This window comes from Pseudoalteromonas sp. T1lg21, from assembly GCF_002964625.1.
GTDB lineage: Bacteria > Pseudomonadota > Gammaproteobacteria > Enterobacterales > Alteromonadaceae > Pseudoalteromonas > Pseudoalteromonas gelatinilytica.
Window position 1 is genome coordinate 176,561 of record NZ_PQBX01000001.1, and the last position, 20,322, is coordinate 196,882.

General features: G+C 42.7%; 15 protein-coding genes and 1 pseudogene. 8 read left to right on the plus strand and 8 right to left on the minus strand.

Features of this window, described 5'->3' with window-relative positions; genetic code table 11:
* Entirely contained in the window at window positions 1–1,128 is a 1,128-nt protein-coding gene (locus tag C2M25_RS00870) for a response regulator (protein WP_063702572.1), read from the plus strand.
* 21 nt (window positions 1,129–1,149) lie between these two features.
* Here C2M25_RS00870 and queG read toward each other — a convergent pair whose 3' ends face one another.
* The 7 genes from queG to C2M25_RS00905 form a co-directional block, all read right to left on the minus strand.
* The gene (queG, locus tag C2M25_RS00875; RefSeq protein ID WP_105180237.1) at window positions 1,150–2,283 is read right to left on the minus strand and encodes a tRNA epoxyqueuosine(34) reductase QueG; all 1,134 of its coding nucleotides are present in this window, start codon (window positions 2,281–2,283) and stop codon (window positions 1,150–1,152) included.
* A gap of 71 nt (window positions 2,284–2,354) precedes the next feature.
* Window positions 2,355–3,572, minus strand: a complete 1,218-nt coding sequence (locus C2M25_RS00880) for a methyl-accepting chemotaxis protein (protein WP_105180238.1) — start codon at window positions 3,570–3,572, stop codon at window positions 2,355–2,357.
* An 83-nt stretch (window positions 3,573–3,655) separates the two neighbouring features.
* Window positions 3,656–4,354, minus strand: a complete 699-nt coding sequence (locus tag C2M25_RS00885; RefSeq protein ID WP_063702566.1) for a glycerophosphodiester phosphodiesterase — start codon at window positions 4,352–4,354, stop codon at window positions 3,656–3,658.
* Window positions 4,351–5,217, minus strand: a complete 867-nt coding sequence (locus C2M25_RS00890; RefSeq protein WP_105180151.1) for a DMT family transporter — start codon at window positions 5,215–5,217, stop codon at window positions 4,351–4,353. Before C2M25_RS00890 ends, C2M25_RS00885 begins: the two co-directional genes overlap by 4 nt.
* 87 nt (window positions 5,218–5,304) lie before the next feature.
* Entirely contained in the window at window positions 5,305–6,831 is a 1,527-nt protein-coding gene (locus C2M25_RS00895; RefSeq protein WP_234003510.1) for a polyamine aminopropyltransferase, read from the minus strand.
* Window positions 6,821–7,639, minus strand: coding sequence for a hypothetical protein (locus C2M25_RS00900; protein ID WP_105180153.1), 819 nt, complete (start codon window positions 7,637–7,639; stop codon window positions 6,821–6,823). The genes C2M25_RS00895 and C2M25_RS00900 overlap by 11 nt, the downstream gene beginning before the upstream one ends.
* Window positions 7,640–7,659: 20 nt before the next feature.
* Window positions 7,660–8,508 (minus strand): DUF350 domain-containing protein, encoded by an 849-nt coding sequence (locus C2M25_RS00905; RefSeq protein ID WP_063702559.1) that lies wholly within the window; start codon window positions 8,506–8,508, stop codon window positions 7,660–7,662.
* A gap of 182 nt (window positions 8,509–8,690) precedes the next feature.
* Between C2M25_RS00905 and rnr the strand changes: the two genes are divergently transcribed.
* Both rnr and rlmB read left to right on the plus strand, forming a co-directional pair.
* Window positions 8,691–11,174: a ribonuclease R gene (rnr, locus tag C2M25_RS00910; protein WP_105180154.1), complete on the plus strand. Its 2,484-nt coding sequence runs from the start codon at window positions 8,691–8,693 to the stop codon at window positions 11,172–11,174.
* Window positions 11,171–11,917: a 23S rRNA (guanosine(2251)-2'-O)-methyltransferase RlmB gene (gene rlmB, locus C2M25_RS00915; protein WP_063702555.1), complete on the plus strand. Its 747-nt coding sequence runs from the start codon at window positions 11,171–11,173 to the stop codon at window positions 11,915–11,917. Before rnr ends, rlmB begins: the two co-directional genes overlap by 4 nt.
* A gap of 68 nt (window positions 11,918–11,985) precedes the next feature.
* Here rlmB and C2M25_RS00920 read toward each other — a convergent pair whose 3' ends face one another.
* Window positions 11,986–12,912 carry a manganese-dependent inorganic pyrophosphatase gene (locus C2M25_RS00920; protein ID WP_063701986.1) on the minus strand — a complete coding sequence of 309 codons (927 nt, stop codon included), beginning with the start codon at window positions 12,910–12,912 and terminating at the stop codon, window positions 11,986–11,988.
* A gap of 151 nt (window positions 12,913–13,063) precedes the next feature.
* On the opposite strand from C2M25_RS00920, the gene C2M25_RS00925 reads away from it, so the two are divergent.
* The 5 genes and pseudogenes from C2M25_RS00925 (at window position 13,064) to C2M25_RS00945 (ending at window position 20,176) form a co-directional block, all read left to right on the plus strand.
* A complete protein-coding gene (locus C2M25_RS00925) occupies window positions 13,064–13,555 on the plus strand; it encodes a hypothetical protein (RefSeq protein ID WP_199775133.1) in 492 nt (163 codons plus the stop codon).
* 11 nt (window positions 13,556–13,566) lie between these two features.
* Window positions 13,567–14,376, plus strand: a complete 810-nt coding sequence (mutM, locus tag C2M25_RS00930; RefSeq protein ID WP_054552701.1) for a bifunctional DNA-formamidopyrimidine glycosylase/DNA-(apurinic or apyrimidinic site) lyase — start codon at window positions 13,567–13,569, stop codon at window positions 14,374–14,376.
* A 74-nt stretch (window positions 14,377–14,450) separates the two neighbouring features.
* The gene (locus C2M25_RS00935) at window positions 14,451–15,677 is read left to right on the plus strand and encodes an efflux RND transporter periplasmic adaptor subunit (protein WP_105180156.1); all 1,227 of its coding nucleotides are present in this window, start codon (window positions 14,451–14,453) and stop codon (window positions 15,675–15,677) included.
* A 2-nt stretch (window positions 15,678–15,679) separates the two neighbouring features.
* Window positions 15,680–18,814, plus strand: coding sequence for an efflux RND transporter permease subunit (locus C2M25_RS00940; RefSeq protein WP_105180157.1), 3,135 nt, complete (start codon window positions 15,680–15,682; stop codon window positions 18,812–18,814).
* Window positions 18,807–20,176 (plus strand): annotated as a pseudogene (locus tag C2M25_RS00945) (efflux transporter outer membrane subunit). The gene C2M25_RS00940 and the pseudogene C2M25_RS00945 overlap by 8 nt, the downstream one beginning before the upstream one ends.
* Window positions 20,177–20,322 lie beyond the last annotated feature (146 nt).

Consider the following 20,322-nt stretch of genomic DNA (forward strand, 5'->3'; position numbering starts at 1 on the left):
ATGGCCTTGAAGCGTATTTTAGCGGTTGATGATGAACCATTTAATCTAGAAATTATTGAAGAGATCTTAGAAGATCTGGATTTTGAGCTGAAAATGGTTAATAGCGGCCCAGAATGTTTAGAAGTCGTTGAAGAGTTTGATCCTCAGGTGATTTTACTCGATGTGAGCATGCCACAAATGAGTGGTTATGATGTATGCCGTAAACTCAAAGAAAACCCAATCACACAAAAAATTATAGTGATGTTTGTCTCAGCGAGGGGCACGGTTGAAGAGCGTATGGAAGGCTACTCTGTCGGGGCTGAAGACTATATTGTTAAGCCATTTAGCCATGAAGAACTGAGACTGAAATTACAACATTTGAATCAAGTACTCATTGAAAAAGAGTCGCTAGAGCAACAGGTTGAAGATGCGACTTCAACGGCGTTTAACGCCATGGCAAACAGCAGTGAAATGGGTCAAATCGTTAATTACATCGAACATATTGGCTCGATTGATAATGAGCAAGATCTCGGTAAAGCCTTTTTAAACTGTTTAGGTGCGTTTGATTTACAAAGTAATGTGGAATTTAGGTTAGATGGTGAAGTGTTACATTTCTCTGTGTCGGGGGTGTGTTCACCCATAGTGATCGAGCTGTTTGAAATGCTCAAAAGTAAAGGACGTTTGCACGAGTTCTCAAATCGGATTTTAGTAAACTATGAAATGATTAGTTTGCTTATCTTAAACATGCCGGGACAAGACCCAGATAAGCATGGCCGAATTCGAGACCATATTTGCTTTTTAGTCAGTGTTACAGAGCAGCAGCTTAAAGCGATTCTCACAAAAAAAGAGCTTCTTCAGCAGCAACAACAATTAAATGATGCCGTCGGTAAGGTACATAGTAAATTTACTGGTTTAATTGAGCTTTTAAATGAAAACCGTATCAATAACGAAGCAATTTTTAAGCAGCTTCAAGAAGACTTAGAAAGGCGCATACCGACCATGGGCTTAGATGAAGACCAAGAGGTGTTTATCTATCAAAAGGTCGATGAAACCATTCAAAACTCAGTAGCTCGAGAAGAGTCTGTAAAAGGGGTTAAAGCGGCCTTCAAAGAAATTGAAAATGACCTATCGCAATTATTAAAGCAATAGGTACATCGTTTTTATTATGCATTAAGCATCTCTGGGGAGGCCTTTTTCAACAATACGAATTAAGCGCTCAGTTTTACGAAGTTTTAACTGGCGCTTATTTTTTTGTTGATCAAGCGCCCACTCAATATGCTCAGCAACCAAAGCGCTAGCGGTTGTTAATCTTTGCTCTAAAGCATCGATTATCAGCTCATTGTAATCAGCGTTACCTAATCCGACAGCGAGGTTCCTTAACCAACGCTCATGACCGATGCGGCGAATAGGGCTGCCTTCGGTATTTTTAAGAAATGTCGCTTCATCCCATGCAAATAAAACCAGTAAGTCTTGATCTTTAAGCTGTGTTCTTGGGTGAAAGTCAGCTTCATCGGTGATCTGACCATAGCGATTCCATGGACACACTAACTGGCAATCATCACAGCCATAGACACGATTGCCTAGCAGCGGACGATATTCTTCTGGGATCGCGCCTTGTAACTCAATCGTTAGGTAAGAAATACACTTACGGGCATCAACGACATAAGGTTCGACAATTGCACCAGTTGGGCACAGCGTCATACAGGCAACGCATTTACCACAGCCTTCAAAACTATTTTCTTCATCAATAGGCAGCGGTATATCAACAAATAACTCACCTAAGAAAAACCAAGAGCCCGCTTCTTTATTGATTAATAAACTATGTTTTCCACGCCAACCTAAGCCTGCCTTTTCGGCTAGTTGTCTTTCAAGCACAGGGGCTGAGTCAACAAAAGGACGAAAACCGAGTTGGCCGATATGCTGTTCTATTTGTTGGCCTAACTTTTTCAAACGGTTACGAATTAACTTGTGATAATCACGACCTAATGCATAGCGACTGATGTACGCTTTGTCGGTTTGTTTAAGGTTTTTAGCAAAACTTGCATCAGGCGGTAGGTAATTCATTTTTACTGAGATGACTCGCTGCGTACCAGGTACCAACTCAGCGGGGCGCGCTCGCTTCATACCATGGGCTGCCATGTATTCCATCTCACCGTGATAGCCTAAATCTAACCAGCGTTGTAGCTGCGCTTCGTGTTTCGTTAGGTCAATATCAGTGATCCCGACTTCTGCAAAGCCAAGGTCTTTACCCCATTGCTTTATTTGCAGCGCGAGTTGTTCATAATCAATAGCGGGTGTTGTCACGGTCAATAAAAAAGTAGCCAAGAAGCGGCTACTTTAACATAGTTTGACTCAGAGCAGCAGTTAAAAGCCGATTACACAAAGCGTTTTAATTGCTCTTGGGTTTGTTGGCTCAGTTTGTGTGATTGCTGGCAATCAGCGAGTGATTCATCAATTTGCTGTTTAGCTTGCTTGCCCAAAGCCACAATTTGCTCTACCGTTTGATGAGTGTGGGTTTGGGTTTGCTCAAGTAAATGCACCGCGCTGACAATTTGCTGCAGCTGTTGTTGGTTTTGCTCAAATTCGCCAAGCATATTGCTAAAGCCTGTTGAGGTATTGCTAATTGCTGTTTCAGCCTCACTCGAGTGGCTAATTAGTTGCTCAGATTCTTTATTGGTTTCGCTAACGAGGGTGTTCATTTGATTAATAAAATCGCTGATCTGGCGAGTTGCATCGTTTACTTTAACTGAGAGCGATCTGACCTCATCGGCAACCACAGCAAACCCTCGGCCAGCTTCACCGGCACGTGCCGCCTCAATTGCAGCATTGAGGGCAAGTAAATTGGTTTGATCCGAAAACTCTTCGACCATTTTCAAAATAGCGCGAATGTTCTCGCTGTTTTCTTTCAGACCAGACACAGTTGCTGAGAAGTTACCCAAAATTTGGCTTATCATCGCGACCTTTTTAACCAGTGCCGATAACTCAGTAGCCGAGTGCTGCACAAAGCTCAAGTGTTCATTATTTACTTGATGTACGCTGTCTGTGTTCGCTGAGATATTCTCTAGGCTTGAAGTAATTTGATTACTTGAATCGGTAATGGTTTGACTGAATTTTATTTGCTGGTGGCTCATCTGTGCGGTTTGCTGCATAGAATGAGTCATCTTTAAGCTACTATCAGCACTGGCTTGTGCACTTTGATACGTGGTGGCTAATAGTTTTGCTAGGTGAACGGTAAAGGTATTGTACTGCTCACTTAAATCACGAAATTCATCGTAGGTAAAATGCGGAAGCTTGGCAGATAAATCGGCATCATGGCGATTGATTTGCTCAAGTGTGTCGCGCATTGCTTGCACTGGGCGCACAATCAAAAAGCGCATGTAGAAAACAGTAAAAATAAAGCTGGCGACGATAACAAAGGTCATTAACCAAAATAGTCCTAAACCAGCTTGTTGCTCTGACAGGCTGCTATAAAGCCAGATTAATGTGATAGCTTGAAACGCAAACACAAAACCTAAATTACCGACAATCTTACGTGTAAGAGTGTAAAAGAATGTTTGTTCGATAAAATTATAAATGCGCATATAGCTACTCATTAAGATGTTGTGTTGATTCATTTTGGCGTATTTTTTATTATTCAATTTCACATAATTCAACAGTATAGCTTAGTTTTGTTGAGTTACAGTGACTGCAGTGTCATTTGTGTATGACACGGAAAATTAGTAAAAATACCATCTACGCCATACTCTAGCATTAATTCGATATCTTCCACTTTATCGACCGTGTAAGCATAAACTTGAAGGCCGCGTTGTTTTGCATCAGCAACAAACTCATGGTTTATAAAGTTTTTATCTACATGAATGCTGTAGGCATGCAGTTTTTGCGCAAACTCGCTGTAATTAATTGGAATAGAAGCGGTGAGTGCGCCAATCTTTACCCAAGGCAGTTTTTGCTTGAGCCACATTAGTTGGTGATGATCGAATGAAGAGACTAACAGGTTATCTCTAGATATCTTTCCTGCACTGACATTTGACTCAATAAGCTCAACAAATTTATCTAGCGAAAAAGTATGTTTAAGTTCTAAATTGAGCAGTGTTTTATCATCAACCCAATCGATTGCCTGCTGTAAAGTCGGTACAACTTCGCCATTGCCTGCATCGTATTGCTGAATTTTTTCTTTTGAGCAGGCGTTTACCTTGCCGCGTCCTGAGGTTGTACGATCAAGCCAGGTGTCATGAATAATCATGTAATCATCAAGACAGCTTTGCACATCAATTTCGATACCATCTACTGCCAAATCAACAGCGGCGATAATGGCGCTCTTGGTATTTTCTGGATAGGTACCACTGGCACCTCTGTGAGCGAATACTTTCATCATTGCTTATACCTACGAGTCACTGACCATGTTTCATAAAAAGCGGCACTAATTACTAATGCGCCACCAATAAGAGTGCTAATTGAAGGTTGCTCATGCAAAATTAAAAAAGCGAAAAACGTACCGTATAAAGGCTGCAAACACGATATCAAACCAGCGGTTGAGGCTGATAAGTTTTTTAGGCTTGCTGCAAACAGTGAATGCGGTGCTGCTGTAAAAATAACCCCTACGGTAATTAATAGCAGCCAATTTATTGTATCAACTTGTAATGGCGGTACTTCGACAAAGGCGCACAGCATAATGCAGGCGATCCAGGTTTGATAAAGCATGGTTTGTGGGCCGCCATACTGGCTAAAGTAACGCTTGTGAACGATATTTCGAAAAGCAAAAAAGAACGCTGACAAAATACCAATAGCAATACCGAGTGTAACATCATTGCCTAAGCTGGCATCTGGAATGAGTAAGTAAATCCCTAGCATTACCACCAAGGCGCTAAAAATATCTTTAAGCTGTGGTTTACTGCCATGAAAAAAAGGTTCTAAAAACACCGTGATAACAGGGTAAGTAAAAAAGGCAATCATACCGACTGCAATACCTGCCAATTGCATACCTGCGAAGTAGGTAAGCCAATGTATTCCAACAATGACACCAAGTAACAAGGCGATGAGATAATCACGACGTGAGTGAAGCTTAATCGCTTTCTTTTGGATTGTGAGTAACAGCAGTAGTGCACAGCCCGCAATGGCTGTTCGGTAAACGGTAATATCTAATGCACTTAGGCTGACTAGCTTGGCAAATAATGCAGTGCCCCCAAATAGGAGTACTGCAATGTGTAAGTACAAAAGGCTCTGTTTGTGCGCCTGCATTACAAACCTTGTTATTGTTGTTATTAACTCTCTTTGTAACGGTAATCCTTTACTTTGTAAACTCCCCAAATAGGCTAATCCATTCGTTTAGTTCCAATATTTCCACCCTTGTAAGTAATAGTGCAGCACATTTGGCTCATCAAGCGTCGATACTTTTTCGTTGTTAGCGCTAATGTCTGGCGTGAAAATAAACAGTTGTGCGTCATTTTCAGGGCGATAATAGCGGGTGTTAACAGGCAACAACTGGTGGTTGCTACAGATCAAGTTGCAAGCCATAACAAAGCCCCACTCACCGAAAGAGGGCACATTCAAATGATAAGGCAAAGTATGAGCAAAGCCTGCTGCACTGAGCGTGTTGTTGATAGACCAAAATGCCTGTTTTGCAAAAAATGGACTGGTGGCTTGGGTGACCACAATTCCGTTATTTGGCAGTCGTGTTTTTACTAGTTGATAAAACTGCTGACTGTAAAGCCGTGCAAGATTGATTGCTTTTGGATCGGGTAAATCAATAAAAATAATATCGAACAGTTGTTGGCTTTGCTCAACAAACACATAGGCATCTTGATGAATAATTGTCACTTTAGGATCGCTCAGTGAGTGCTTGTTAAGTGTTGTGAGGTTGTGATTAGTTTGCGCAAGCCTAGCGACAGCAGGGTCTAAATCAACCAGGGTAATAGACTCTAATTGCGGGTATTTCAAAAGCTCCCTGGCTGCTAAGCCATCGCCACCACCTAAAATTAGAATTCGTTTTGCATTGCCATGGCGCACCATGGCTGGGTGAATAAGCGCTTCGTGATAGCGATATTCATCAATCGATGAAAACTGTAAGCCACCGTTTAAATAAAGGCGAATATCATCTTTATGACGAGTGAGTACGATTTGCTGATAGGGGGTTTGCTCTGAATGTACAACACGATCATCGTAAAGTTGGCTTTGCCAAAGATACGTGAGCTGTTTACTAGCAAATAAGCAAAGCACCAATATTAAGCTAACTAAAACAAGTGTGAGCCTCAGTACTTTTCGACGGTTTGGGCTGATATGGTCGATAAAGTACCAAAGCAATAGCAGCGCAATACTTAGATTCATTAAGCCAAAGCTTAGGGCCGTTTTAAAAACCCCAAGCCAAGGTAAAAATAGAAAAGGAAACAGTAAAGTCGCGAGCAGGGCACCAAAGTAGTCAATAGATAACACATTGGCGAGGTTTGCTTTTAGCGCATAATGTTTTTCCATTAGGCGACTTAACAGCGGAATTTCTAAGCCAATCAAAATCCCTATTAGCGTGGTGAGTAAAATACTAATTGCTTGTAGTGGTAAGCCATAGGCATACGAGAAGTACAACAAGGGCACGCTCAAACCACCAAGTAGTGCAAGCGCTAACTCAAAACCAATAAAATAAGCTAGCAATGGTTTATCGGGCACAAAACGCGAAAAATAAGAGCCTATGCCCATTGCCGCCATATAGACGCCAATCGTCAGGGAAAATTGGGTGATGCTATCACCCAAAAAGTAGGCACCCGTTGTTGCGATCAGCAGCTCATAGATAATAGAGCAAAGGCCAGCGACAAAAATACTAAACAGTAAAATGTGGCTTTCGCGAATTGATTTACTTACCACCCGGGCCGCCTCGTGAACGAAAACCAGCACTGCCAATACTTTGCTCTCGAAGCTGTTTATCTACATAGATATTACTGTGCCCATAGGCATAAACTTGCCAGTCAGCTTCATCATCATCTTTGCCATAGGCGAACAGAGATACAAGTAGCACAGGCACGAAAAACAGCAGGGCGATAGGCCAAACAGGAAATGTTGTTTCCATCGCTTGCTTTGCCTGTAAACCTTTTTTGGTGATAGGTTGAAAAGAAATATCTGATTTATTTTTACCTTCCTCTAAGCGATTCAAAATCACAAAAAGGCATAAGCCAGCAATAATGCCTGACATCCACATTAGCGGAATAAGTATTTTACTATTCCCTTTGATTGGAATAATTCGAAACGTATAACTAAAATGTTCGGCACGCTTATTTGGGCCAAACGTACTACTGACGTAGGCGCTATATTGCCCCTTCTTTGGGAAGTGGACATCGTGATAAGTATAATCACGGTATTCAGTCCATTTTCCTTCTGAATCGCGTCCGGTTTCTGCCCATAGCTCATCTGCGTAACTAAATAAATAGTTGCCATCAGGGTCAAATACTTCAAGGTCAATAGCTTTCCACGAATTTAAAGGCAGTCTGCCTTTAATTTCTAAGCGCATCATCTGGCCATCTTCTGGCACTGAAAATAGGTAGGCTTTATCTTGTCCGTCGTAGTCTTTAAAGTTGCCATATTGGCCACTGATAAGTGGCGCTTGAAGATCTGCACGTATTATTATGCAAGCCAAAAACGAGATGGCAGCAATAATAAAAAGCTTATAGATGTTCATCCATTACTCCATATATAAGCTTAAATAGCGATAGTGATGATAACAGCAACACAAATGGCAATGCTGCTTTCGATAACCGCAACAGCGGTGTTTTTATCGTGCATTGCTTGGTCGAGAGAAATTTTACTAAAAATAATTTTATCAACGAGGTAACGCACAATTGGTAAAATTAAAAAGCCAAATAATGCGTCAATAAAGAATAAGCTTAAGCTTTGTTGCCAACTATGAAAGCCACCAATAAGCGCATGACATAAGATAATAGCTAATGCCAACATGGTGCCTGAAAAGCTAAGTGCAACGGCTTTATTGCCTTTTTCTAGCTGCTCGTGAAGGTTGAATGCAGTAAGGTGATCATAGCCTTTGGCAAAAATGATCAGCATCAGTTGCCCTAAAAAGTAGAACACAATGGCTGATAACCAGGTGCCTTCGCCGGTTAATGCGCCACCAATGATAAGTGCTGCTGCCATATAGTTAGCTGCTTGTACTAAGCCAACGGCCTCGTTTTGTTGGTTAATTAATTGCTCTTGGTTGCAGAACAAGCGCAGCAGTAATTTGTCATTTAAAATACGTGAGCAGGTCAGTAGTACCATACCTAACACGCTGTACAGTGAAACATTCATCAAGTCGCTAACAAGCCCTTTACTAGGCCCAGCTAAAACAAAGCCGTAAATAATGGTGATAGCTCCTAAATAACCGCCTATCGATAAACCTAAAGCACTGTTGGCATTATCGGTTAACTGGCTGGTGGTGTTGTAAGGAGTTGCTAAGTTATACGACAGTTTTGCAAGGGCTATGATAGCAATGAACAGGCCAATGTAGGCGCTGTTATAGGCCATAGTCGAAAGATAATGGGTTAAGTTAATATCCATATAGATTTGTTAGCTTGTTGTTATTTTCCGAAAATATTAACACAGAGTGTTTGTTGCAAAGAATATCAACGCCTCACTTTTTGCCAGAATTAATCAATTTCTTAAAAGTTTCATAGCTTTTGCCTGTCTCATTGTTAGGTTATGGGTTAAAATAACAACATAACCAACTAACAAGATAGTGAATGTCAAAACAGGATCCCAATCTCAGTCGAGAACAAGAAAAGTACGAAAACCCCGTCCCTAGCCGTGAGTTTATACTTACTCACTTAGAATCTCGCGCCAAACCAGCAAACTTCACACAACTTTGTGACGAATTACATGTGAACGATACAGAGCGCCAAATAGCGTTCAAACGTCGTTTACGTGCTATGGAGCGCGATGGTCAACTGTATTTCAATAAGTTTAAATGCTACGCATTGATCGATGAATCTGGCCTCGTTAAAGGTAAGGTCATTGGTCATCGTGACGGATTCGGCTTTTTAGAAGTTGAAGGTGAGAGTAAAGATTGGTTTATCGCGAAGCACCAAATGAATATGGTGTTACACGGTGACATTGTGCTTGCAAAAGGCAATCGTAAAGGCGCTAGTGGCAAATGCGAAGCACGTATCATTAAGGTATTAACCAATGAACGAGCACCGATTGTTGGTCGCTATTTTGTTGAGCATGGTATTGCTGTTGTAGTGGCGGAAGACCCACGCATAACGCAAGACATTATGATACTACCGGGTAGTGAAAATGGCGCGCGCCACAATCAAATGGTGCAGGTGCAAATTACCCAAAACCCTAGCCGACATATGAATGCGGTAGGTAAAGTAACCGAGGTACTGGGTGAACATTTAGCACCGGGTATGGAAATTGAAGTTGCACTACGCAATCACGATATTCCCCATGTGTGGCCAGAAGCGGTTGAGAAGCAAGTTGCTCATTTAGGTGAGTTTGTTGATGAACAAGCAAAGCTAGGTCGTGTTGATTTACGTGACTTACCGCTGGTGACTATTGACGGTGAAGATGCCCGTGACTTTGACGATGCCGTTTATTGTGAGCGTAAACCATCGGGTGGTTGGCGTTTATGGGTCGCTATTGCTGATGTGTCGCATTATGTAGGTATGAATACGCCTCTGAATAAAGAAGCGATTGAACGCGGTAATTCAGTGTACTTCCCTGAGCAAGTTATTCCGATGCTGCCAAAAGTACTATCGAATGGCTTATGCTCACTAAACCCGAAAGTTGACCGCTTATGTATGGTCGCTGAGATGACAGTGTCAGATGCGGGTAAATTGTCTGGGTACAAATTTTACGAAGCGGTGATGAATTCACACGCTCGTTTTACCTACACTAAAGTGAATGCGATTTTACAAGGCGATGAAAAGCTGCGTGAAGAATATGCCGAGATGGTGCCGCATTTAACTGACTTGCATCAGATGTATATGGCACTAAAAGCAGCACGCCAAGAACGTGGTGCGATTGAATTTGAAACGTTAGAAACGCGTTTTGTGTTTAATGCACACCGTAAGATTGAATCAATCGTGCCAGTGGTTCGCAATGATGCACACAAGCTTATCGAAGAGTGCATGATTCTTGCGAACGTATCAGCTGCCCGTTTATTAGAAAAACACGAAGCAAGTGCGCTTTATCGTGTGCATGATGAGCCGGATGGTGAAAAGCTTGGTTTCTTCAGAAACTTTTTATCAGAGCTTGGTATTGAAACCGCGATTTCTGATGAGCCAACACCAAAAGAAATCACTCAGGTGTTAGCAAGATTAGGCGACCGTCCTGAAGCTGAGCTTATTCAAACCATGTTGCTTCGTTCGATGAAGCAAGCGGTGTATCAGCCAGATAACATTGGTCACTTTGGTTTGGCTTTGCCAGCCTATGCCCACTTTACGTCGCCTATTCGTCGTTACCCTGATTTAGTGGTGCACCGTGCAATTAAAGCCGTGCTTAAAGCGCAAGGTCAGCAAACATCCGGTGAGTACGCCTACACTGATGACGAAGTTGATATTTTAGGTGAGCAGTGTTCAACCACTGAACGCCGTGCTGATGATGCGACACGCGAAGTCGCAGATTGGCTGAAATGTGAATTTATGCAAGACCATGTTGGTGACGAATTTGGTGGGGTGATCTCATCGGTAACTAACTTTGGTTTATTTGTACGTTTAGACGACTTACAAATCGACGGCATGATCCATGTAACTAATTTAGGCAATGAATATTTCCATTATGATGGAGCTAAGCATTGCTTGATTGGTGAACAAACACATACCGTTTATCGTTTAGGCGATAAAGTAACGGTTCAGGTTTCATCTGTAAGTCTTGATGAGCGACGCATAAACTTAGTGTTAGCAGGTGAAGCGCAACAAGACCGTTATGCGCGTCGTCGTGGTCGTAGTGCCCCTGCAAAACCAAGTGTTCGTGCCCAGCTTAAGGCCGGTAAAATCCCTGGCAAAAAAACGCAGTCAGGCAGTTTTGAGGCTAAGTCAGGCGATAAAGACAACGAAAAACGTGGCAAGTCTTCTCATTCTAAAGGGCGTAAAAAACCTAATGGTAAACAAGCCGATGCTGTAAAAGCCGGCAACAAGAAGAGCAAGAAGAAAGCCACCAAAAAGGCAAAAAGACCGGGTAAGAATGCCCGTAAACGTAATAGCCGAGGAGCAAATAATACGTGAGTAATGAATTAATTTTTGGTTTTCACTCAGTTGAAGCAATTTTAGCAAAAGAGCCAGAGCGCTTTTTAGAAATTTATGCTTTAAAAGGACGTGAAGATAAACGTTTAAACCCGATTATTGATGAAGCACGTAAATTCGGTATTTCTGTACAATTTATGCAGCGTAAAGCGCTTGATAATAAAGCCGACGGTGAGCAGCACCAAGGCATTATTGCCAATGTAAAAGCAGCCCGTATGTATAACGAGAAAGATCTAGATGAGATCATTGCCCGTGAGGAAACGCCTTTCTTACTGGTACTTGATGGCATAACTGATCCGCATAACTTAGGGGCGTGTTTACGTAGTGCTGATGCTGCAGGCGTGCACGCGATTATCGTTCCTAAAGATAAATCAGCAAAACTCAATGGTACAGCGCGTAAAGTAGCATGTGGTGCGGCAGAAACAGTACCACTGGTACAAGTCACTAATCTGGCACGCACATTACGCGAAATTAAAGACGCAGGTGTTTGGGTTGTCGGCACTGCAGGTGAAACAGATACTGAGTTATTCGATGCAAATCTAACAGGGCCAATGGCGATTGTTATGGGTGCAGAAGGGGATGGTATGCGCCGCTTAACTCGTGAGCATTGTGATTTATTAGTTAAAATCCCAATGGCTGGTACGGTATCTAGCTTAAATGTGTCAGTTGCGACGGGGATTTGTTTATTTGAAGTGTTACGCCAGCGTAATGCAACGCAGATCTAACTACCGCAAAATTCCAGACACAAAAAAGCCGATGTAACATCGGCTTTTTTTGTATCTATTTCGTAAGATTAGATCTTTGCGAAAGCGTCTTGTAGTGGTGGTACTACTTGCTTCTTACGGCTTAATACGCCATCTAACCATACGCGACCGTCTTCTGATTTAACATCATAAGCAGCTTCGATTACAGATACGTCATCAGACGTAATTAGCATTTCTGAGCCTTCTTTCATGATATCAGTTAACAGGAGTAATACTGAGTGTCGATCGCCTTCTTCTTTAAGCTTAGCGATATCAGCTTCAAGATCTGCTTTGATTTCATCAAATACTGCAAGGTCGATAACTTCTAGCTGGCCAATACCTACTAGCTTACCGTTCATGTTGAAGTCTTTGAAATCACGCATTACTAAATCGCGTGCAGGCGTGCCTTCCACTGCTGATTTAACCTTGAACATGTCCATGCCAAGTTCTTTGAAATCTTCGATGCCAGCGATTTCAGCAAGTGCTTCAACACACTTGATATCAGCCGTTGTACATGTTGGTGATTTAAAGATCACAGTGTCGCTTAAGATAGCGCATAACATGATGCCTGCGATATCTTTTGGAATTTCTACATTGTAGAAGTCATACATCATTTTGATGATAGTGTTTGAACAACCCACAGGGCGGATCCAACACTCAAGTGGTGTTGACGATGTTAAGTCGCCTAGTTTGTGGTGATCAACAACCCCCACAACACGTGCTTCATCGATGTCATCAGGTGCTTGTGTTTTTTCTGTGTGGTCAACGATATAAACGTCTTCGCCTGCGTAGCTAAGTTTTAGCTCAGGTGCTTCGAAACCGAATTTATCTAGGATAAATTGTGTTTCAGGTGATACTTCACCTAAACGCGTCGGGATCGCAGGTTCATTGATCTGGTTTTTTAAGTAAGCAAGCGCAATTGCACCGCAAATTGAATCTGAATCAGGGATCTTATGACCCACTACATACATTGACATTGACGGAACTCCTTTAAATTTGGCGGATATTTTAGCAAAGTATCGACAGATTGATACATAACAGACATGAAATTTTGTTGATCAATTACAACTGCCAATTAATGTCCTTTTTGGTTACACTTTAAGATATTGAAAACTGAGGAAGATACTGATGCGCTTGAGCCGAAAAGCATGGAATAATGTGGTGATTATTTCGATGCTATTGATGATTTTTTTCTTCAATGGCCTACATAAAAAGCTCAATACACAGCCCGTTGAAGAAGGAGTACAAGCATTACTCCCAGAACAAAGCTTTATTTTAGCAATGGCATTTCCAGAATTAAAAATCGAGCGTATCGGCACCTCTTGGCGTAGCCAATCACAGCAAGAAATCACATGGCAAGGCGATGAGCAGCAGCTCGAACAACTTGTTGGACTTTGGCAACATCAAAAACTGACTATTGCCAGTCTCCCTGTGAGTAAAATTTCACAGACATCGGCTGATTATGTTGCCTCCGTGTGGCTAGCCGGTGAGCAGTTGCCAGCGGTGTATCAGTTGTACAACATAGATCAGCAATACTATTTATTAGATAAGCGGTTACAACGAGTATTTGAGCTTGAACAAGCTGATGCTGCTAAGTTATTTCCGTTATACCCGTTTTAAGAGAGTCACAGATGCCTGAATTACCAGAAGTTGAAGTTAGCCGTTTGGGAATAACGCCGCATGTGCTTAACCAAACAGTGACCAAAGTAAATATTCATAACGCCAGTATGCGTTGGCCTGTGCCTGATGATGTATATCAATTACAAGGACTTAAAGTTACTTCAGTGGAGCGTAGAGCAAAATATTTATTACTCGGTTGTGAGCTGGGTAGTGTTATTTTGCACTTAGGAATGTCGGGCAACTTACGAGTTGTGAGCGCAGATGAGCCATTAAAAAAGCACGACCATATCGAATTTATTTTAGCCTCAGGTAAAGCGCTAAGACTCAACGACGCGCGTCGCTTTGGTGCCTGCTTATGGCAAGCACCAGGCGAATGTCATACCTTGCTAACCAAGCTTGGGCCGGAGCCACTTACCGATGAGTTTGCTGCAAAGCGTGTTTACGAACAGTCTAGAAATAAAAAAGTACCAATAAAACAGTTTATTATGGATAATGCTGTGGTCGTTGGTGTAGGTAATATCTATGCCAATGAGTCGTTATTTAAGGCCGGAATTCACCCGAAACGAGAAGCCGGCAAGGTGTCTTTAAAGCGTTATCAGCAATTAGTGCCTATTATTAAAGAAACACTTGCTGCGGCTATCACGCAAGGCGGCACAACATTAAAAGATTTTGCTCAAAGTGATGGTAAGCCCGGTTATTTTGCCCAGCAATTACTAGTTTATGGTCGCAAAGGTGAGCCATGTGTAACGTGTAAAGAGCCATTAAAAGAAATTAGATTAGGGCAAAGAAGCACTGTGTACTGCTCTAATTGTCAAAAATAACAAAGAATCCCTCATCTATGTAGTATTGCAACAGATAGCAAGATAGAGACAGGCTTAAGGAATGAGAAGGTTGTATGCTATTAAACAAATACGTCATAGGGTGCGTGTGCTTAGCGGCACTGGTGGGTTGTTCTAAAGAGCAACCTCAAGTGGTTGTTGAAGAAGTGGTTACCGCTGAGGTTAAGCAGCTCGATGTGCCACTGTACGGGAATTACGTGGCACGCACAGATGCGTCGCTGGATGTTGAAGTGCGAGCGCGGATCACCGGCTTTGTACAAAGCGTAGAATTTGTTGAAGGTAGCTGGGTAAATGAAGGAGATTTACTCTACACCATTGATGATAGACCCTACCGAGCAAAACTTAATCGCGTTAAAGCGGCGCTGCAAAAAGACCAAGCAGCGCTGGCTAAAGCAAAGCGCGATGTAACCCGTTTAAAACCCCTCTACGAGCAAGACGCAGCAAGTCAGCTTGATTACGACAATGCAATTTCGATTCAAGAGCAAGCACAAGCCTCATTATCAGCAACCCAAGCAGAACTTGAAGAAACCAAGCTTGATTTAGAATATACCCGTGTGACGGCGCCAATTAGCGGCATGGTGGGTAGCTCAGAAGCCGATCTCGGTGCTTTGGTCGGCAGTAACGGTATTTCACTCCTTACTACTATTCAGCAAATAGACCCTATTTTCGTTAATTTTAATATGTCGGCACTTGATTACTTGAATGCCAAGCGGCGTATGACCAGCATGATGGAGCAGCTACAAGCCGAGCAAAAGGGCAAGGCGCTAGAAGGCTTTGTACGTATTTCTTTGCCTGATGGCAGCGAGTATCGATATTGGGGTGATGTGAGTTTTACCGACCCTAAAATTAGCCCGAAAACGGGCACCTTTAAAGTAAGAGCAAAGCTGCCTAACCCTAATAGTGAGCTATTACCTGGGCAATATACAAAAGCACGAATTAAATTATCTGAGTTGAAAGATGCCATTGTCGTCCCTGAGGAAGCTACACAAGTTGAGCAGGGTGGTATTTATGTGATGGTGGTACTTGATTCAGGTGAGATAGAGCGGCGCTTTATTGTTGTTGAGCATTACGGTGAACAAGGAATTGTTGCTAGCGGTGGCTTGAGTGCGGGTGAGCAAGTGGTGGTGAAAGGTTTACATCGCATTCGTCATGGTCAGCAAGTAAAGGCGATTTCGTTAGCCGAATTTGAAAAACGCCAAGTCGCACCTAACACTGACACTACTCCACTGGCGCCAGATAAACCAAGCAAACAAGATGATGAAAAAAATCAGCAGGGAGCTTAGCTATGTTTTCGCATTTTTTTATCAAGCGTCCAGTGTTTGCTATCGTTATTTCGTTAGTTATTTTACTCACAGGCTTGGTCTCGCTCTTTACCCTACCCATTGATCAATACCCAGATATTGCTCCGCCGTCGGTTAAAGTGTCTGCTTCATTCCCCGGCGCAACGGCTGAGACCGCATCTGAGTCGGTAGCTATTCCTCTTGAGCAAGAATTAAATGGCACACCGAATATGTTGTATATGGAGTCAAAGGCAACTAACTCTGGCAGTGTTGGGATCACACTCACCTTTGATGTTGGCACCGACCCTGATCTCGCCCTTGTTGATGTACAAAACACCGCAAGTCAAGCTGGTAGTAATTTACCTGTTGATGTGCAAACTGAAGGGGTGAATGTCTCTAATGAAAGTTCCGTTGAGCTTTTGAAACTGGCACTGACCTCTGATGACCCACGCTATGATGAAATCTATTTGAGTAACTACGCTAGCATCAATGTTGAGGCAGCTTTAAAGCGTGTCCCGGGGGTTGGTAAGGTACGTAACACTGGCTCGCGTTCATATGCTATGCGTGTCTGGTTAAAGCCTGATATTTTAGCGGGCTACGAGTTAACCGTGAATGATGTGACCGCAGCAATCAAAGCACAAAATAAAGAGGCCGCTGCTGGGGAGATCGGGGCTCAGCCAATGAGCGATGCTATTAAGCTTAACTTTCCGGTACGAGCACAAGGCCGGCTTAATAAGGTGGATGAGTTTAATAATATTATGCTGCGAGTTAATAGTGATGGCTCGATGATCCGTTTGCGAGATGTCGCAAGGGTTGAGCTAGCTTCCTCTGCGTATACTTTAAATTCAAAACTTAATGAACAGCCAGCCACTATTTTGCAGGTTTATATGTTACCAGGCTCTAATGCATTAGCGGTTACAGAGCGTGTTAAGGCTGAGATGGAGCGCCTGAGCGAGGCTTTTCCAAAGGGAGTGAAATGGCAGCTTTTTTATGATGCATCAGAGTTCATCAAACTGTCGATTAATGAGGTGATTAATACCCTTATTCAAGCGCTGATCTTAGTGATTTTAGTGGTGTATTTATTTTTGCAAAACTGGCGAACAACTTTAATACCTGCGTTAGCTGTGCCGGTGTCGATAGTGGGCACCTTTATCGCCTTGGCTGCATTTGGTTTTACCATTAACAATGTCAGTTTATTGGCTATGGTATTGGCAATCGGCATCGTCGTCGATGATGCGATTGTCGTAGTAGAAAGTGTTGAGCGACTGATCAATGAGCAAAATATGGAGGTAGTTGCCGCTACTAAGCAAGCGATGACGGAGCTTTCTGGCGCCATAGTGGCAACCTCTTTAGTACTGGCAGCGGTGTTTGTGCCGGTGTCATTTTTAGCCGGTATTACGGGCATTATGTACCGAGAGTTCGCGATTTCAATTACGGTTGCGGTACTCATTTCAACCTTAGTTGCGCTAACCTTGAGCCCTGCTTTATGTGCGATTTTCTTAAAACCTAGTGCCCCATCAAACAATAAGATTTTTAATAAATTTAATAACTGGCTTGAAGGTGTTGGCGAAAAATACACTTGGCTTGTAAAGGCATGCTCCGAAAAAGCAAAACGTAGTTATATTGGCTTTTTTATAATGGTAGGAGGCTGTTACTTTGTGTTTAGCCAATTACCAAGCAGCTTTATGCCGCAAGAAGATCAAGGACGCTTTTTTGTTGATATTACCTTGCCAGATGCGGCAACGGTCTCACGTACCAATGAGGTGATAAGTAAGGCAAACCAATATGTTATGAACCATGCCGGGGTGGCTTATTCATTCACGCTAGCGGGTGAAAACCGTCGTGCTGGTAGTGCGCAATCACATGGTCAAATGGAGGTTATTTTACAACCTTGGCAAGTGCGTGCTGAGCAAGGCTTTACGGTCACAAGTGTGATGAATGATATACGTAAGCAGTTGTATGCCATTCCGGATGCTGAGTTTAATGTGTTTCAACCATCAGCTGTAGCGGGGCTTGGTTCGGGCTCTGGCGTTGAGTTTGCGCTGCAAGAAAAAACAGGAGGCAACTTAACGGGTCTGGTTGAATCGCTCGAGGTACTGCTGGCAAATTTAAATAACCGCCCTGAAGTTGCTAAAGCAAGTAGCTCACTGCGTGGCTCAGTACCTCAGCTATTTTTAGAGTTAGATAGAGAAAAAGCCATGGCATTAGAGGTGCCGATTGCCGATGTTTACAGCACAATGAAGGTGCTTACTGGCTCATCAACAATTAATGACTTTAACTTATTTGGCCGGGTTTATCGGGTTAAAGTTCAGGCTGAAGATGAATTTAGGGCACGCCCTGAAAACCTCAACGAATTTTATGTGCGTTCAAAAAATGGCGCTATGGTGCCATCAAATGTGCTTGCTAAGTTAAATTTAACAACCGGTCCGTCTGCAATAAATCGCTTTAATATGTTTACCAGTGCCATGGTGAATGTATCGCCAGCTGAAGGCTATGCATCGGGAGATGTAATTAACGTAATTAAAGAAGAAATGGCAAAACTACCGCCTAACCTTGGCTATGAATGGACAGGATTAACCTATCAAGAAATTCGCTCATCGGGGCAGCTAAGTATCGCTATCAGCCTTGCTATCGTGTTTGTATTTTTATTTTTAGCGGCGCTCTATGAAAGTTGGAGTTTACCGTTTGCGGTTCTATTAATAAGCCCGATTGCCATGTTAGGAGCCGCAGTATTGACCTTAGTGACGGGGCATGAAAACAATTTATTCTTCCAAGTCGCCTTTATTGCTTTGATCGGCCTTGCTGCAAAGAACTCAATTTTGATTGTTGAAGTGGCAAATCAGCTTTATCAGGAGGGGATGGATGCCACTGATGCAGCAATAGAAGCCGCCCGTTCTCGCTTTCGGCCTATTTTAATGACTGCAGCCTCTTTTGTGCTTGGTGTTTTGCCGTTAGTGCTTGCCTCTGGCCCCGGCGCCGTTGGTCGGCAGTCGGTATCTATGCCTATTTTAGGGGGAATGTTACTGGCAAGTTCTATTGGCATTATATTAGTGCCGCTGTTTTTTATTACTGCTGCACGCTTTGTGAAAAAACAGCCAATACTGGCCTCTAAAGTAGTAGAGGAGCAAGTCGATGCATAAATTGTTGCCATTGCTTTGTTTCGCTTGTATTCATGGCTGTGCTGTAGGGCCAGATTTTGAAATACCTGATCATAGAGAAGTTGCTAATTTTATGGGCGCAACAGCAACGCCACAGTCGGAGGCTTTAGCGGGCTGGAAGCAAATATATAACGACCCACATTTGCAAAAACTAATTAGCCAAGCGCTTCTTAACAACCAAGATATGTTAATTGCGCAATCGAAAATTATTGAAGCGCGAGCTCAGTATCGGATTACCGATGCCGCTTTATGGCCAGATGTAAGCATAGGCTTTACCTCAGAGCGAGAAGAAGAGCTTAATAGCAGCCCCGAAAATACATTTGATTTAAAAGGTTACTTAAGTTGGGAGCTAGATTTATTTGGCAGTAACCGCCGCGCAAGCGAAGCTGCACTGGCAAATTATTATAGCCAAGAGCAAGCAAGAAACGCGTTTCAGCTCGCCTTGATTGCTGATGTTGCACAGCAGTTTTTTGCCCTCAAAGAAGTTGAAGAGCAATTAAAAATTAGCCTGAGTACGATTAAGCTTCGCGAGAAAGAGCTTGAAATTGCGCGTATTCGTAAAAAAGGCGGTATTATTTCAGGGCTAGAACAGCGCCAAGCCGAGGTTGAATTAGAGTCAGCGAAAGTGAAGATCCCGCCTTTACAGCACAGTGAAAGGCGGATTATTAATCAGTTAAAGTTTTTGATTGGTGATGCCAATGCTGATGTGCAAGGGGGGAATGAGTTATCTGTACAAACCCTTCCTAAGCAATTACCTACAGGACTACCTAGTGAACTGTTAAAGCGTAGACCAGATGTGCAGCAAGCAATGTATCAATGGCAAGCGGCCATGGCTGAGATTGGGGTCGCAAAAGCGGCTTTATTTCCAAAACTTAATTTATATGCAGAGCTTGGCAGTGAAAGTACTGATTTTAGTGATTTGCTCGCCAGTAATTCGCAGGTTTGGTTGCTGGGCTCAGAGCTGTTAATGCCAATATTTAATATGGGACGTAATCAGGCAAATTTAACGGTGGCGGAACAACGAGCTTATCAGGCAAGTATTCAATACCAAAAAACAGTGCTGGTGGCACTGCAAGAAGTGAGCAATCAGCTTTCGAACTATCAGTCGGCAGAGCAAAGCTATGATGCGCAAAGGAGCTTGGTGCTCAGTAGCCAAGATTACATCGCTTAGCACGCCTTAGGTATAGCAATGGTGTTGCCAGCTCCCTTGATTTAATGGATGCACAGCGCCAGTTATTTTCGGCAGAAATAGCGTTATCGCAGGCAAAGAATGATCGTCTGCAAAGCTTAGCAACGCTCTATAAAGCCCTTGGTGGCGGATGGTATGATACCAATCCGCAATAATACTTAATCATTTTGAGGGATTAAACCTGTCGCTATCTGCGTTAAAAATTTCTGATTTAGAACAACTAAATAACGAAATTTTTGCCTTGCTATCAACGAGGTTTTATTGCCTCAAAATAGATCACTTAATTAAGCGAATTGGTATG